This is a genomic window from Pseudomonas sp. FW305-E2 (assembly GCF_058782925.1).
In genome coordinates, this window is record NZ_JBYSYE010000004.1 from 32,412 (window position 1) to 48,250 (window position 15,839).

The 15,839-nt window shown below is 60.7% G+C and carries 14 protein-coding genes and 2 tRNA genes; 12 read left to right on the top strand and 4 right to left on the bottom strand.

Annotated elements, in window-relative coordinates; genetic code table 11:
- Nucleotides 1-126: 126 nt before the first annotated feature.
- From AC3WLP_RS05300 to AC3WLP_RS05340, 9 genes are all read left to right on the top strand, one after another.
- Nucleotides 127-211, top strand: a tRNA-Leu gene (locus tag AC3WLP_RS05300).
- Between the two features lie 36 nt (nt 212-247).
- Nucleotides 248-323: transfer RNA gene (locus tag AC3WLP_RS05305), tRNA-His, on the top strand.
- Between the two features lie 188 nt (nt 324-511).
- A complete protein-coding gene (locus AC3WLP_RS05310) occupies nt 512-811 on the top strand; it encodes a DUF6388 family protein (protein ID WP_012053070.1) in 300 nt (99 codons plus the stop codon).
- A 249-nt stretch (nt 812-1,060) separates the two neighbouring features.
- Nucleotides 1,061-2,374, top strand: coding sequence for a trigger factor (gene tig, locus AC3WLP_RS05315; RefSeq protein ID WP_003250238.1), 1,314 nt, complete (start codon nt 1,061-1,063; stop codon nt 2,372-2,374).
- A 91-nt stretch (nt 2,375-2,465) separates the two neighbouring features.
- Nucleotides 2,466-3,107 (top strand): ATP-dependent Clp endopeptidase proteolytic subunit ClpP, encoded by a 642-nt coding sequence (gene clpP / locus AC3WLP_RS05320; protein WP_003259400.1) that lies wholly within the window; start codon nt 2,466-2,468, stop codon nt 3,105-3,107.
- Nucleotides 3,108-3,215: 108 nt separating this feature from the next.
- On the top strand, nt 3,216-4,499 hold the full coding sequence (gene clpX / locus AC3WLP_RS05325; protein WP_003250242.1) for an ATP-dependent Clp protease ATP-binding subunit ClpX: 1,284 nt from the start codon (nt 3,216-3,218) through the stop codon (nt 4,497-4,499).
- Between the two features lie 164 nt (nt 4,500-4,663).
- Nucleotides 4,664-7,060 carry an endopeptidase La gene (gene lon, locus AC3WLP_RS05330; protein WP_012053069.1) on the top strand — a complete coding sequence of 799 codons (2,397 nt, stop codon included), beginning with the start codon at nt 4,664-4,666 and terminating at the stop codon, nt 7,058-7,060.
- 152 nt (nt 7,061-7,212) lie between these two features.
- Nucleotides 7,213-7,485, top strand: coding sequence for a nucleoid-associated protein HU-beta (gene hupB / locus AC3WLP_RS05335; RefSeq protein WP_003250246.1), 273 nt, complete (start codon nt 7,213-7,215; stop codon nt 7,483-7,485).
- Nucleotides 7,486-7,666: 181 nt separating this feature from the next.
- Nucleotides 7,667-9,538, top strand: coding sequence for a SurA N-terminal domain-containing protein (locus tag AC3WLP_RS05340; protein WP_003250248.1), 1,872 nt, complete (start codon nt 7,667-7,669; stop codon nt 9,536-9,538).
- A 116-nt stretch (nt 9,539-9,654) separates the two neighbouring features.
- On the opposite strand, the gene AC3WLP_RS05345 is transcribed toward AC3WLP_RS05340, so the two are convergent.
- Nucleotides 9,655-10,695, bottom strand: coding sequence for a patatin-like phospholipase family protein (locus AC3WLP_RS05345; protein WP_003250250.1), 1,041 nt, complete (start codon nt 10,693-10,695; stop codon nt 9,655-9,657).
- A gap of 177 nt (nt 10,696-10,872) precedes the next feature.
- On the opposite strand from AC3WLP_RS05345, the gene AC3WLP_RS05350 reads away from it, so the two are divergent.
- From AC3WLP_RS05350 to AC3WLP_RS05360, 3 genes are all read left to right on the top strand, one after another.
- Complete coding sequence (locus AC3WLP_RS05350; protein ID WP_003250254.1) at nt 10,873-11,151, top strand: lipoprotein; 279 nt, start codon at nt 10,873-10,875, stop codon at nt 11,149-11,151.
- A 14-nt stretch (nt 11,152-11,165) separates the two neighbouring features.
- Complete coding sequence (locus tag AC3WLP_RS05355; protein ID WP_014753843.1) at nt 11,166-11,945, top strand: CHAD domain-containing protein; 780 nt, start codon at nt 11,166-11,168, stop codon at nt 11,943-11,945.
- Between the two features lie 76 nt (nt 11,946-12,021).
- Nucleotides 12,022-12,819 (top strand): acyl-CoA thioesterase, encoded by a 798-nt coding sequence (locus AC3WLP_RS05360; protein WP_088512911.1) that lies wholly within the window; start codon nt 12,022-12,024, stop codon nt 12,817-12,819.
- A gap of 41 nt (nt 12,820-12,860) precedes the next feature.
- Here AC3WLP_RS05360 and AC3WLP_RS05365 read toward each other — a convergent pair whose 3' ends face one another.
- The 3 genes from AC3WLP_RS05365 to AC3WLP_RS05375 all read right to left on the bottom strand — a co-directional run bounded on the left by AC3WLP_RS05365 (nt 12,861) and on the right by AC3WLP_RS05375 (nt 15,707).
- Nucleotides 12,861-13,229, bottom strand: coding sequence for an Mpo1-like protein (locus AC3WLP_RS05365; protein WP_004576795.1), 369 nt, complete (start codon nt 13,227-13,229; stop codon nt 12,861-12,863).
- A gap of 75 nt (nt 13,230-13,304) precedes the next feature.
- Nucleotides 13,305-14,783, bottom strand: coding sequence for a methyl-accepting chemotaxis protein (locus tag AC3WLP_RS05370; RefSeq protein ID WP_012053065.1), 1,479 nt, complete (start codon nt 14,781-14,783; stop codon nt 13,305-13,307).
- Between the two features lie 126 nt (nt 14,784-14,909).
- Nucleotides 14,910-15,707: a TatD family hydrolase gene (locus AC3WLP_RS05375; protein ID WP_088512910.1), complete on the bottom strand. Its 798-nt coding sequence runs from the start codon at nt 15,705-15,707 to the stop codon at nt 14,910-14,912.
- Between the last annotated feature and the right edge of the window lie 132 nt (nt 15,708-15,839).

Genomic DNA, 15,839 nt, shown 5'->3' on the forward strand with positions numbered 1-15,839 from the left:
GGGCGTAGCTCAGTTGGTAGAGCGCTGGATTGTGATTCCAGTTGTCGTGGGTTCGATTCCCATCGTCCACCCCATATTTTTCAAGGGCGCCTCGATAGCATCTGGCGCCTTTGTTTTAAGCGTTACGCGGACGTGGTGAAATTGGTAGACACACTGGATTTAGGTTCCAGCGGCGCAAGCTGTAAGAGTTCGAGTCTCTTCGTCCGCACCATGCTTCTGTAAGGTTGTACCGCAAGACCGCAATATGGTGGGCGTAGCTCAGTTGGTAGAGCGCTGGATTGTGATTCCAGTTGTCGTGGGTTCGATTCCCATCGTCCACCCCATATTCCTGAAAGGCGCCTTGATCGTGAGATCGGGCGCCTTTTTGTTTTGGGTCTGCGTAGCGGTGATGAGCCGCGCCTCAGCCAAAACACCTCCTGCCCCTTGTAATCCTCTGGTGGCACCCCAATAAAAGCTGTTAGATTTCAGCCGGTTGAAACACCGGCCTGTTCGGCCGGCAAAGGACATCACGATGATTGCAAAAGAAGCCCGTCAGGCCCTGGCGCTGCAGCGCTTTGCCGACGCCAATCCGCAGTTGCTCGAGGAGATCCGCGAGCTGGATGCGCGCGAACAGGCCCAGCAGATCGAGTGGGCGTTCGAGGATGCCGCCGAGGAGCAGGGCATTGAGCCCTGGGAGCTGGCGCTGCAATTGATTGCTGAGTCCCCGGAGCAGTTGCAGGCCATGCGCCTGGAAACGCACCGTGAAGTGGCTGAGGCGCTGGGGCTGGAATGGGAGGAATACTGCCAGTTCAACGACATTGATCCTCAATAAAGGAGGCGAATGCGTTGCGGGTAGTTGTTTGACAAAGTATTTCGGCTGCAGGCCGCCCTCCGGCGCCGTGCAGCCCCTGTTGGAAGCAGGCCTGGCGCTGTGCCGTGCGGGCCTTGAAAGTTAATCGACCGGCGTTGTTTTCAGTCGTCCCGTGTGGGGTGACTTCTGCTGCGTGACTCACTAGAATGTTTGCCCTTGATTCTGGAGTCGGGCTAACGCCGGCTAACGTCTGTGCAACGAGGAATATCCATGCAAGTTTCTGTTGAAAACACTTCCGCTCTCGAGCGCCGCATGACCATCGCCGTTCCGGCCGAGCGCGTCGAGAACGAAGTCAACAAGCGTCTGCAGCAGACTGCCAAGCGCGCCAAGATTGCGGGCTTCCGTCCTGGTAAAGTACCGATGACCGTGATCCGTCAGCGTTTCGAGGCGGACGCTCGTCAAGAGGCTTTCGGTGACCTGGTCCAGGCCTCCTTCTACGAAGCCATCGTCGAGCAGAAGCTGAACCCGGCTGGCGCCCCGGCTGTAGAGCCCAAGTCCTTCGAAAAGGGCAAGGATCTGGAGTTCGTCGCCATCTTCGAAGTGTTCCCTGAGTTCACTGTTGCGGGCCTCGAGTCGATCAAGGTCGAGCGCCTGAGCGCCGAAGTGGCTGACAGTGACCTGGACAACATGCTGGAAGTGCTGCGCAAGCAGAACACCCGCTTCGAGGCCGTCGAGCGCGCTGCGCAGAATGACGACCAGGTCAACATCGACTTCGTCGGCAAGGTCGACGGTGAAGCGTTTGCCGGTGGTTCGGCCAAGGGCACCCTGCTGGTGCTGGGCTCCGGCCGCATGATCCCAGGCTTCGAAGAGGGCCTGGTAGGCGCCAAGGCTGGCGAAGAGCGCGTTGTCAACGTGACCTTCCCAGAGGACTATCAGAACCTGGACCTGGCTGGCAAAGCCGCCGAGTTCACCATCACCGTCAACAGCGTTTCGGCACCTGTACTGCCAGAACTGAACGAAGCGTTCTTCGCCCAGTTCGGCATCAAGGAATCGACGCTGGAAGGCTTCCGCGCCGAAGTTCGCAAGAACATGGAGCGTGAGCTGCGTCAGGCGATCAAGACCAAGGTCAAGAACCAGGTCATGGACGGTCTGCTGGCCGCCAACCCGATCGAAGTGCCAAAGGCCCTGCTGGAAAACGAAGTCAACCGTCTGCGCGTGCAGGCTGTTCAGCAGTTTGGTGGCAACATCAAGCCTGAGCAGCTGCCAGTCGAACTGTTCGAAGAGCAAGCCAAGCGCCGCGTCGTGCTGGGCCTGATCGTGGCCGAAGTGGTCAAGCAGTTCGAGCTGAAGCCGGACGACGCCAAGGTTCGCGAGATGATCGAAGAAATGGCTTCGGCTTACCAAGAGCCTGAGCAGGTCATCGCCTGGTACTACAAGAACGACCAGCAACTGAACGAAGTGCGTTCGGTTGTGCTGGAAGAACAAGTTGTAGATACTGTTCTGCAGAAAGCGACTGTGACCGACAAATCGGTCTCGTACGAAGAAGCCGTCAAACCAGCCGAGGCGCCTGCCGCTGCTGAGTAACGGTCTTCTCTCGTAGGAAACCTCCACAAGCCAGCCTTCGAGCTGGCTTGTGCGTATTCAAGCCATGACTATTTGGGAGTGAGCGCAGGACATGTCCCGCAATTCTTATATTCAGCAGAGCTCTGACATCCAGGCCGCAGGCGGCCTGGTCCCGATGGTTATCGAGCAGTCCGCCCGTGGCGAACGCGCTTACGACATCTACTCGCGCCTGTTGAAGGAGCGAGTGATCTTCCTGGTTGGCCCGGTAGAGGACTACATGGCCAACCTCGTCGTTGCGCAACTGCTGTTCCTTGAGGCGGAAAACCCGGACAAGGATATCCATCTGTACATCAACTCGCCGGGCGGTTCCGTCACCGCCGGCATGTCGATCTACGACACCATGCAGTTCATCAAGCCGGACGTTTCGACCATCTGCATCGGCCAGGCCTGCAGCATGGGCGCCTTCCTGCTGGCGGCAGGTGCCAAGGGCAAGCGTCATTGCCTGCCTAACTCGCGCGTGATGATCCACCAGCCGCTGGGCGGCTTCCAGGGTCAGGCCACCGATATCGAGATCCACGCCCAGGAAATCCTCAATATCAAGGCCCGTCTGAACGAGCTGCTGGCCTATCACACCGGCCAGGATCTCGAAACCATCAAGCGTGACACCGAGCGTGACAACTTCATGAGCGCCTCGCGCGCAGCCGAGTACGGCCTGATCGACTCGGTCTATGACAAGCGGCAACTGGCCTCCTGAACCGGGGGGTCAGAGCAGGTGGGCGTCGAAAGCGCCTACCTGCGGACTTGAAAAAGCCCGCAATTGCCTTCATCTTGTGTTGCAAGCCTACCGGATTGGATCGATCGAATGACTGACACCCGTAACGGCGAGGACAGCGGCAAATTGCTTTATTGCTCCTTCTGCGGCAAAAGCCAGCACGAAGTGCGCAAACTGATTGCCGGGCCCTCGGTATTTATCTGCGACGAGTGCGTCGACCTGTGCAACGACATCATCCGTGAGGAGGTGCAGGAAGCCCAGGCCGAGAGCAGCGCGCACAAATTGCCTTCGCCGAAAGAAATCAGCGGCATCCTGGACCAGTACGTGATTGGTCAGGAGCGCGCGAAGAAGGTGCTGGCCGTAGCGGTGTACAACCACTACAAGCGCCTGAACCAGCGTGACAAGAAGGGTGACGAAGTCGAACTGGGCAAGAGCAACATCCTGCTCATCGGGCCGACCGGCTCGGGTAAGACCCTGCTCGCCGAAACCCTGGCACGCCTGTTGAACGTACCGTTCACCATTGCTGACGCCACCACCCTGACCGAAGCCGGTTATGTGGGTGAGGACGTCGAAAACATCATCCAGAAGCTGTTGCAGAAGTGCGACTACGACGTGGAAAAGGCCCAGATGGGCATTGTCTACATCGACGAAATCGACAAGATCTCGCGCAAGTCGGACAACCCGTCCATTACCCGTGATGTCTCGGGCGAGGGCGTGCAGCAGGCACTGCTGAAGCTGATCGAAGGCACCGTGGCCTCGGTCCCGCCGCAAGGCGGCCGCAAGCACCCGCAACAGGAATTCCTGCAGGTTGATACCCGCAACATCCTGTTCATCTGCGGTGGTGCGTTCTCGGGCCTGGAAAAGGTCATCCAGAACCGCTCCACCAAAGGCGGCATCGGTTTTGGTGCCGAAGTGCGCAGCAAGGAAGAGGGCAAGAAGGTTGGTGAGTCCCTGCGTGAGGTCGAGCCGGACGATCTGGTCAAGTTTGGCCTGATTCCGGAATTCGTCGGCCGCCTGCCGGTACTGGCTACCCTCGACGAGCTGGATGAGGCTGCGTTGATGCAGATCCTCACCGAGCCGAAGAATGCCCTGACCAAGCAGTATGCCAAGCTGTTCGAGATGGAAAGCGTCGACCTCGAGTTCCGCAGCGATGCGCTCAAGGCCGTTGCACGCAAGGCCCTGGAGCGCAAGACTGGCGCTCGTGGCCTGCGTTCGATCCTCGAAGGCGTGCTGCTCGATACCATGTATGAGATTCCTTCGAAAAAGGATGTCAGCAAGGTGGTTATCGACGAGAGCGTCATTGAAGGTACCTCGCAGCCGCTGATGATTTACGAAAACAGCGAACCGCAAGCCAAAGCCGCGCCAGACGCCTGATTCAGGCAATGGCCGGTTCTCGGTTGCAAGCAAGAAGGGGGCCTACGGGCCCCTTTCTGCTTTTCCTGTGCAAGCGCTTGTAATTTCTCAAGCGTGCCCCCACATTAGGTCCAAGCATCATTTCCACCGGTTTCCGGCCATAAGGCCGCTGTAGAGGCGAAATCATGAAGACCACCCTCGACTTGCCTCTTTTGCCATTGCGCGATGTCGTTGTTTACCCGCACATGGTTATCCCGCTGTTCGTGGGGCGCGAAAAGTCCATCGAAGCCCTCGAGGCGGCGATGACGGGCGAAAAGCAGATCCTTCTGCTGGCCCAGAAGAACCCAGCCGACGACGATCCGGGTGAGGACGCCCTGTACCGCGTCGGTACCGTTGCCACCGTGCTGCAACTGCTGAAGCTGCCTGATGGCACCGTCAAGGTGCTGGTCGAAGGCGAACAGCGGGGTGCGGTCGAGCGCTTCTCCGAAGTTGAAGGGCACATCCGTGCCGAAGTCTCCCTGATCGACGAAACCGACACTGCCGAGCGCGAGTCGGAAGTGTTCGTGCGCACGCTGCTGTCACAGTTCGAACAATACGTTCAACTGGGCAAGAAGGTGCCTGCCGAAGTGCTGTCTTCGCTGAACAGCATCGACGAGCCAGGGCGCCTGGTCGACACCATGGCCGCGCACATGGCCCTGAAGATCGAGCAGAAGCAGGAAATTCTTGAAATCGTCGACTTGACGACCCGTGTCGAGCACGTGCTGGCACTGCTGGATGCCGAAATCGACCTCCTGCAGGTCGAAAAGCGCATTCGCGGCCGGGTCAAGAAGCAGATGGAGCGCAGCCAGCGCGAGTACTACCTGAATGAGCAGATGAAGGCCATTCAGAAAGAACTTGGCGATGGTGATGAAGGCCACAATGAAGTCGAAGAGCTGAAAAAGCGCATCGAAGCCGCAGGTCTGCCTAAAGATGCCTTGACCAAGGCTCAGGCGGAGCTGAACAAGCTCAAGCAAATGTCTCCGATGTCGGCCGAAGCTACCGTGGTGCGCTCGTACCTCGACTGGTTGGTGCAGGTGCCGTGGAAGGCTCAGAGCAAGGTGCGTCTGGACCTGACCAAGGCCGAGGAAATCCTCGATGCCGATCACTATGGCCTGGAAGAGGTCAAGGAACGCATCCTCGAATACCTTGCCGTGCAGAAGCGCGTCAAGAAGATCCGCGGTCCGGTGCTGTGCCTGGTCGGGCCACCCGGTGTCGGCAAGACCTCGCTGGCCGAGTCGATCGCTGCCGCCACCAACCGCAAGTTCGTGCGCATGGCCCTGGGTGGCGTGCGTGACGAGGCCGAGATCCGTGGCCACCGCCGTACCTACATCGGCTCCATGCCGGGTCGCCTGATCCAGAAGATGACCAAGGTGGGCGTGCGCAACCCGTTGTTCCTGCTCGACGAGATCGACAAGATGGGCAGCGACATGCGCGGTGACCCCGCTTCGGCACTGCTGGAAGTGCTCGACCCTGAACAGAACCACAACTTCAACGACCACTACCTGGAGGTCGACTATGACCTCTCGGACGTGATGTTCCTGTGCACCTCGAACTCGATGAACATCCCGCCGGCGCTGCTGGACCGGATGGAAGTCATCCGTCTGCCTGGCTACACCGAGGACGAAAAGATCAACATCGCGGTCAAGTACCTGGTGCCCAAGCAGGTCAAGGCCAACGGCTTGAAGAAGGAAGAGCTGGACGTCGACATCTCGGCGATTCGCGACATCATCCGCTACTACACCCGTGAAGCCGGTGTGCGGGGCCTGGAGCGGCAAATTGCCAAGGTCTGCCGCAAGGTGGTCAAGGAACATACCGGGCAGAAGCAGGTCAAGGTCAAGGTGGCCAGCGAGCAGCTGGAGCACCTGCTGGGCGTGCGCAAGTTCCGCTATGGCCTGGCCGAGCAGCAGGATCAGATCGGCCAGGTAACCGGCCTGGCGTGGACCCAGGTGGGTGGCGAGTTGCTCACCATCGAGGCCGTGGTCATCCCCGGCAAGGGCCAGTTGATCAAGACCGGCTCGCTGGGCGATGTCATGGTCGAGTCGATTACCGCCGCGCAGACCGTGGTGCGCAGCCGCGCCCGCAGCCTGGGGATTGCTGCCGACTTCCACGAGAAGCATGACGTGCACATTCACATGCCTGAGGGCGCCACGCCGAAGGACGGCCCAAGTGCCGGTATCGGAATGTGCACCGCACTGGTGTCGGCGCTGACGCAGATTCCGGTACGTGCCGACGTGGCCATGACCGGCGAAATCACCTTGCGTGGCCAGGTATTGGCCATTGGCGGGCTGAAGGAAAAACTGCTGGCGGCACACCGTGGAGGGATCAAGACGGTGATCATTCCCGAGGAGAATGTTCGCGATCTCAAGGAGATTCCTGAAAATATCAAACAGGATCTTCAGATCAAACCGGTCAAATGGATTGACGAAGTCCTGCAAATTGCGCTGCAATACGCCCCGGAGCCCTTGCCAGATGTGGCTCCGGAGATTGTCGCGAAAGACGAGAAGCGCGACGGCGATGCTAAGGAAAGAATCAGCACGCATTAGTAGTTTTTGGCTGGGGGGCTTTCCTTGACAGTATTTTCGGCGCCTTGCTATAAAGCGGCACGTTATTGTCGCCATGCCTCCCAGCACACGTTTCATAAGCTTTTCATTACATACTTAGAAACAAACTCAATAGAGAAATAAGGGGACTTAGAGTGAACAAGTCGGAACTGATTGACGCTATCGCCGCATCTGCAGACATCCCGAAAGCTGTAGCCGGCCGTGCGCTGGACGCAGTCATCGAATCCGTCACCGGCGCCCTGAAGCAAGGTGACGATGTGGTACTGGTTGGCTTTGGTACCTTCTCGGTCAAGGAGCGCGCCGAGCGTACCGGCCGCAACCCGCAAACCGGCAAGGCAATCAAGATCGAAGCCGCCAAGGTTCCAGGTTTCAAGGCAGGCAAAGGCCTGAAAGACGCCGTCAACTAAGTCGTCTTTCAGCCGGACCCGGCCTGGCCTGGTCCGAGCACGGTGATGGCGGGGCGCAAACGTTCCCGCCTGACACGTTTGCTAAGAAAAGGCGCATCCTCGGATGCGCCTTTCTTTTATCAGGATTCTACCCACGCTCCGCGGTTGTCGACGCAGTGGTACAGCCGTTTCTGGGGGACGCATGCTGCAAAATATCAGGGACAATTCACAAGGTTGGATTGCCAAGACCATCATCGGCCTTATCGTCGTGTTGATGGCATTGACCGGTTTCGAAGCCATTTTCCAGGCCGCCACTCATAGCCAGGACGCCGCCAAGGTGAACGGCCAGACCATCAGCCAGAACGAGCTGAGCCAGGCGGCCGACATGCAGCGCCGTCAACTGATGCAACAGTTGGGCAAGGATTTCGACCCGGCGCTGTTGGATGACAAGTTGCTGCGAGAGGAGGCACTCAAGGGGCTGATCAGCCGCAAGCTGCTGCTGCAAGGTGCTGAGGATGCCAAGTTCGCATTCTCCGAGGCCGCGCTGGATCAGGTGATCTTGCAGACCCCTGAGTTCCAGGTGGACGGCAAGTTCAGCGCTGACCGTTTCGACCAGGTGATCCGCCAGATGGGCTACGGTCGCATGCAGTTCCGCGAGATGCTCGGCGAGGAAATGCTCATCGGCCAACTGCGCACCGGCCTGGCCGGCAGCAGCTTCGTCACCGATCAACAGGTCGATGCTTTTGCTCGCCTAGAGAAGCAGACCCGCGACTTCGCCTCCCTGACGTTCAAGGCCGACCCGGCCGCAGTCAAGGTCAGCGACGAAGAGGTCAAGGCGCACTACGACCAGCACGCCAAGGAGTTCATGTCGCCTGACCAGGTCGTGATCGACTACATCGAGCTGAAGAAGTCGGCGTTCTTCGATCAGGTCAAAGTGACCGACGAAGAGCTCAAGGCCCAGTACGAGAAGGAAATCGCCAACCTGGCCGAGCAGCGTCATGCCGCGCACATCCTCATCGAGGTCAACGACAAGGTCACCGACGCCCAGGCCAAGGCCCGCGCCGAAGAGATCGAGCAGCGTCTGGCCAAGGGTGAGGACTTTGCCGCTTTGGCCAAAGAGTTCTCTCAGGACCCAGGCTCCGCCACCAGCGGTGGTGACCTCGGCTTTGCCGGCCCGGGCGTATACGACCCGGCCTTCGAAGAGGCGCTGTACCAGCTGCAGAATGGCCAGGTATCTGCTCCGGTGCGCACCGAGTTTGGCTACCATCTGATCAAGCTGCTGGGCGTCCAGGCGCCAGAAGTACCGAGCTTCGCCAGCCTGAAGGACAAACTGACCCGCGATCTGAAGATGCCGCTGGTCGAGCAGCGTTATGTCGACGCCAGCAAGCAACTGCAGGATGCTGCCTACGAGGCTTCCGACCTGGCCCAGCCGGCCCAGGACCTGAACCTCAAGGTGCACACCTCCGCGGCCTTCGGCCGTGAGGGCGGTGAAGGCATTACCGCCAACCGTGCGGTGGTGCAGGCGGCGTTCTCTGAAGAAGTGCTGGATGAGGGTGCCAACAGCACCGCCATCGAGCTCGACCCTGAGACCACCGTGGTGCTGCGCGTCAAGGAACACCGCAAACCAGAGCAACTGCCGCTGGACGCTGTGGCCAAGAACATCAGGGAGCACCTGGCCAAAGAGAAGGCGACTGCCGAACTCAAGGCCAAGGCAGACAAGCTGATTGCCGGCCTGCGTGACGGTTCCATCGCAGCAGGCAGCGTTCACGAAGGCCAAGGCTGGAAAGCCTATGAAGCAGTCACCCGTGGCGAGGACGGTATTGACCCGGCCGAACTGCAGGCACTGTTCCGTCTGGGCAAGCCGCAAGCCAAGGACAAGCCTGTGTATGGCAGTGTGGTGCTGCGTGACGGAAGCCTGGTGGTGTTGCAGCTCAAGGGTGTGAACGACGGCGCTACCGCCACCGACGAAGAGAAGCAGCAGATTCGCCGCTACCTCGCGTCCCGTGCTGGCCAGCAGGACTTTGCGGCTTACCGCAAGCAGCTGGAAGCCAATGCAGACATCACCCGTTACTAAGGTGTTCGTTGCATGAAGAAACAGGCCGCCTCGTGCGGCCTGTTTCGTTTTTGCCAGCCGCGAGCACGGTCATTGTCGAAGACCACACCGCCTTCAGGGGCGACGCCAACCAGGTGCTACCGCTTCACCCCTTCATAACTGTCCAGCGTATCGCGTGCAATCTCTCGCCCCAGGGCGATGAGCTCCGGCGCTTTGTAGAACTCGAAAAACCGGCACACCCGCTTGGGCACGTTGATCAGCACATCCGGTGGATAGCCGGCAATCTTGTACTGTGCCAACGAAGTCTGCATGACCTCGAAGCTCTGGTTGATCAAGTCCAACAGCGAGGCTGGCCCCACGTTGTCGATGATGAAAGAGCCGGTGGCCGACTTCGGTGCGCCCTCGCGCTCCGGGGCCGCTGCCGGTTGCTGGTTTTCCGGGTCGGCGCTGTCGGCAAGCCACGGGCTTGGCGGTGCCAACCCCTCGGCGACGATTTCCTTTTCGATGCGGATCAGCTCTTCCGCCGGTTTGCGCCGGAATGGCAAGCGTGAACCCAGCGAGCTCAACAAGGCGTCAAAGCGCATCTTGAATGCCGCCGGGCGCTCGATCACCGGCAACTGGTACTGCTTCTGGTTGGTGGCGTTGAGGTTGACCGCGATGATCAGGTCGCAATGGCTGGACACCACCGGCACGATTGGCAGCGGGTTGAGGATGCCACCGTCGACAAGCATGCGGTTGCCTTGCATCACTGGCGTGAACAGGCTGGGAATGGCCGCTGAGGCGCGCATGGCCTGATGCAGGCAACCCTCCTGGAACCAGATTTCCTGCTGGTTGGTAAGGTCGGCGGCCACTGCGGTGTAGGGTATGCGCAGTTGCTCGATGTTTATCTCGCCGACGATCTTGCGGATCTGCCCGAACACCTTGTCGCCGCGAATCGCACCGAGGCGAAAGCTGACGTCGACCAGGCGCAGCACATCCAGGTAGTCGAGGCTTTCGATCCAGTTGCGATACTCGTCCAGCTTGCCGGCGGCATAGATACCGCCAATCACCGCGCCCATGGAACACCCTGCGACGCAGGCTATGTCGTAGCCGCGGCGCTCGATTTCCTCAATCACGCCGATGTGCGCATACCCTCGGGCGCCGCCCGATCCCAGTACCAGTGCCACACGTTTGCTCATGAACTTTCCCCGGCCAGTGCCATCATGGTCCTACAATGCACCCATCGCTGCCTGTGCTTCAATGTAGATCGTGCTGAGCTACTGTAATAAAACTGGCCAGGCAAAGCCGGCTGGGCATGGCACTTTCCAGCTGTCGGAGCGTCGAACAGCCACTGTTTTTCCATAGAGGTATTACTGATGAAAGCCTGGATCTGCCTTCCACTGATTGCCTTGGCCCTAGCTGGCTGCGCGGGCAAGACGGCCTACCGTGACAGCTGCGCGACCCAGCTGGATGCCGCCTGGAAGGAACTGGACCTGGCCAAGGCCGAAGGCTTTGCCGGTGCTGTAAGTTATTCCAAAGCCTTGTCACTGCTGACCGGGGCCAAGACCCAGCAGCAGTTCGAAGGCTACGAAAGCTGTACCCGCAAAGCCGAAAAGGCGCGGTTCTACATTCGTGAATCTCGCGCCGGGCGCTGAACAGGGAGCATCGTATGTCAGCCATGCTCGACCATGTCGTTGCCCAGATACTGACCTTGCAGGTGCGCTTGCTGGCCTGTCGTGAACGCCTGGCTGCCAATACCGACAGCGAGGCCTTGCACGACCTGCGTATCACCTTGCGGCGCCTGCGCAGTCTGCTGAGGCCGCTGCGTGGGCTGCCTGGCGTGGAGCAGCTGGAGGATGCTGCACGTTCGCTGGGGACCCTTACCACGCCGCTGCGTGATCGCGAGGTGCTGGCGGCCGAGCTGATCGGGCGCGGTCATGCGGCAGCCGGCCAGCGGCGTCTGGAGGGGCGAGACAGGACTTTCGCCAGTGTCGCTGCCAGCCCACAGCTGGCCAGGGTATTGGCAATTCTCGACGCCTTTCCATTGTTCCTGCGAGCGGCGGGCCGGGAGGGGCTGGTCAAGTCGCTGGGCAAACGCATCGACAAGCGCCTGGTCAAGCAGTGGCGCAAGTTGCACAAAGCGTTGCAGGACCCGGCTCACGATCGCCACCGCCTGCGTTTGCTGATCAAGCGTGCGCGCTATGGCGATGAGGCCTACCCGCAACTCGATCACGCTGGGAAGAAACTGCAACGTCTGTTGAAAAAGGCACAGGGCAACCTGGGGGATTGGCACGACCGCCTGCAATGGCTGCTGCAAGCCCGCGATCATGCCGACCTGCTCCCCTGCAAGGCTGGTTGGGAGCAGGGGTTGCATGAGGCGGAGCGCCAGTCAGATGTGACGCTGGACGCCCTGCAAGAGGCGCTGGCGCGGCGTTATCACGGAAAATGACCGATATGCGGGCTGATTGCCCGGCGTTTGCTGGCTAGGATGAGCGGACTTTTTCTTTGCAGGCAGGAGCCGGCCAATGAATTTCAACCAACTCCTCGACGCCGTACGGGCCAACCCGGATTCGGTCAGCATTCCGCCCAGCTGGGCCCAGGGGCGCGCTGCCTTTGGCGGGCTGATGGCGGCTATGGTCTATGAAATCATGCGCCTCAAGATCAGCGACAACCGCCCGGTACGCTCATTGGCCATCAGCTTCGTGGCACCCGCGGCGGCGGATGTGCCCATCCGCTTCGAGGTGGAGGTTTTGCGCGAAGGCAAGGCGGTTAGCACGTTGCTGGGCCGCGCGGTTCAGGATGGCCAGGTGGTGACTTTGGTGCAGGGCAATTTCGGTGCGGGCCGCCCTTCGGTGGTCGAAGTGCCGGCGTTACCGGCCATTGAAATGCCTGCGCTCGAAGAAGCGGCCCCGGAGTTGCCCTATATCAAAGGCGTCACCCCGGAGTTCATGCACCATGTGGCCCTGCGCTGGGCAGTAGGCGGGCTGCCGTTCAGTGGCAATCAGTCGCGCAAGATGGGCGGCTGGGTGCGTTTGCGGGATGTGGCTGACGAGCCGGTGAACGAGGCGCACTTGCTGGCGTTGGTGGATGCGTGGCCGCCCAGCCTTATGCCGTTTCTCAAGCAGCCCGCTGCGGGCAGTACGCTGACCTGGACCATCGAGTTCATCCAGCCAACGGCGAAGCTTTCGACCCAGGAATGGTGCCGGTACTGCGTGGAGACCGAACATGCGCGGGATGGCTATGGTCATGCTGCCGCAGCGTTGTGGACGGCGCAGGGCGAGTTGTTGGCCTTGAGCCGGCAGACCGTCACCGTTTTCGCCTGATCCTTACCAGGCTGCTCACAAGCAGTGCTCCGGCAGCTGGCTCAGTGTCGGTGCTTGTGCCGTTCGCGCCAGGCCCTCCACCAGGCCCCGCTCACCACAAAGCGCGGAAAGGTGATGAACTGCTCGGTCAGTAAGCGCTGCACAGCATCCTGGCGGTTGGCGAACGGCTCGGGCTGCTGGGCTTCAAGGCGGTGGCCTTGGCGCTGCAGGCCCAGCGCGGCGACCAGGGCAATCACACCCACCGCGATCTGGCCGAGGTCGAAACCGAACAGGCCGGACAGCACCAGTAGTGTCCCTAGAATGAACAACGGCACAGCAATCAGGTGCAGCACCAGGTTGGCCGGGTGGCGGTGATTATGGTGGTAGCCGCGCCATTGCCAGGCGGGAAGATTGGGCAGGCGTTTGCTCATGGGGATTTCCTCTCGGTCATGCCCAAAGCTTAGTGCGGCCCCCACGCGGGGGCCAATCGAAGCTGGCTATGGTGACTATAGCTTGAGCTGGCCAATGGCCTTGTTCAGTTCGCCGGCCAGGGTCGCCAGTTCGCTGCTGGTGGTCGCCGAGCCGACCGTCTGCTGCACGGTCCGCTCGGTGACATCGCGGATGCTGACCACCGCGCGGTTCATTTCCTCGGCTACCTGGCTTTGCTGCTCGGCCGCTACAGCGATCTGGGTATTGCTTTCGCGCATCTGCGCCACGGCACCGGTGATTTCAGCCAGCGCCTCACCGGCTTCCTGTGCCTGACGCACACAGTCGTCGGCCTTGTACGAGCTCTCCTGCATGAACTCCACCGCATCGCGGGTGCCCGACTGCAGGGCCGAAACCATGGTGGTGATCTCATCCGTAGAGGTTTGCACGCGTTTGGCCAGGTTGCGCACTTCATCGGCCACCACGGCAAAGCCACGGCCCAGGTCGCCGGCGCGCGCGGCTTCGATGGCAGCGTTAAGCGCCAGCAAGTTGGTCTGTTCGGCAATACTGTGGATCACACTGACTACACCGTTGATCTTCTGGCTGTCCTCGGCTAGTTGTCGAATCATCTCGGCAGTTTGTTGCACGCCGCTGGAAAGCCCGGAAATCGAATCCTGCACTCGGCTGACCACCGCTTGACCGCTGCCGGCCAAGGTGTCGGCGGTTTGTGACAAATCGCGGGTGGCACCGGCGTGCTGGGCAATGTGGTGCACGGTCGCCGACATTTCGTTGATGGCAGTGGCGGCCTGGTCGGTTTCACTCTGCTGGCCGAGCATGCCATGGCGTACGTCGCTCATGCTGGCGGCCAGGCGTGCAGCGCCCGAGTCCAACTGTGCTGCGCTGTGGGCGACGGTGCTGACCACGCGGTGATAGGTGGACTGCATGGCGTTGAAGGCCCCAGCCATCTGGCCGACCTCGTCGCCACTGGCTAGCGGTACGCGGGCCGACAGGTCGCCGGTCTTTTCCACGTGCAGCATCACGTCCTTGAGGGTGTTGAGTTGGCTGAGCAGGAAGCGGATCAGCAGTTGGGAGGCGCCGAGCATGGCCAGCATCAGGATCAGCACACACACCGCGTAATTGCTGAAACGATCGAAGAAGACCTGGCGCAAACTGGGTGACTGGGCCAGCACAGCTAACTGCTGGTCGCCACTGCGCAGCACCTGTGCGCCACGCAGTGGGTTCTCGCCGAGGACCCAGGCGCTCGGCAATGCTACCCAGCCTTGGGCGTTGCGCAGGGCATCGAGCGCCTCCCCGGCGTAGGTTGGCGTTTGCCCGGTTGACCAACTGATGACGTTGGCCGGGCGTGGCAGTGCTTGCCCGGCTGGCCAGGCGGCCAGCAACTGGGCTTGTGCGACCGCCTGGCCCTGAGCCGCCTCGGCACGTGCGCGTTGCTCCAGGTGCACGGCGTACAGCACCAGCAGCAAGGTGGTGACAAAGGCCACTGCGTTGACGGCCCAGAACTTGTACTTCAGGGAAACATTGCTAAGCCAGGCACCCATGGGCAGGTCTTCTCTGAGTTGAGCGGAAACAATATTGGCAAGGTGCCATCATTGTGCCCTCATCCTCCTAGACATGTGTTGATGCATATCAACTGTGCTCACCCGCCCCGCAGAAACACGCGAGACTCAGGGGAGCTGGAAGAAAGCCCGCGCCGTTGCCGTCGTATGCGCCGCCGTGTGCTCGGCTGATTCACCGCGATGCGAGGCCACCTCGCGCAGTACCTCCGGCAAGAACGCCGGCTCGTTGCGCCCGCTCTTGGGCTTGGGCCGCAAGCTGCGCGGCAGCAGGTAGGGCGCGTCGCTTTCCAGCATCAGCCGGCCTTGAGGAATGTTGCCCACCAGCGGGTGCAGGTGGGTGCCGCGGCGTTCGTCGCAGATCCAGCCGGTAATGCCGATGTGCAGGTCCAGGTCCAGGTAAGCGAACAGCGCCTCACGCTCACCGGTGAAGCAGTGCACCACCGCGCCGGTCAGGTGGTCGCGGTAGTCCTTGAGAATCGCCAGCAAGCGCTCGCTGGCATCGCGCTCGTGCAGGAACACCGGCAGACGCAGCTGCGCAGCCAGTGTCAGCTGGGCTTCCAAGGCTTTCTCCTGCAGCGGGCGAGGGGAAAAGTCGCGGTTGAAATCCAGGCCGCATTCGCCCACCGCGCGTACGCGCGGTTCACTCAGCAACCGTCGCAGCTGGCGCTCGCTGTCGGCATCCCAGGCCTTGGCATCGTGAGGGTGCACGCCGGCCGTGGCGAACAGGTGGGCGCCGCTTGCATCCAGTTGTTGGCACAGTTCCAGGGCTTGTTCGCTGACCGCCAGGCTGGTGCCTGTCAGCAGCATTTGCGTAACGCCGGCCTCCAGCGCGCGCTCGACGATTGCGGCCTGTTGGTCGTGGAAACTGCTGTTGGTCAGGTTGACGCCGATATCGATCAGTTGCATGGTGCTATCTCGTGCCGCGGGGCGGCCAGCATAGCAAAAAGCGCGTTTTTCTGAAAAAACCAAGAACTTCATGCTGTTGCCGTGGTCATTTACCGTCGTTTATCACTTGGCGGTGCAACCCATGGATGCCGC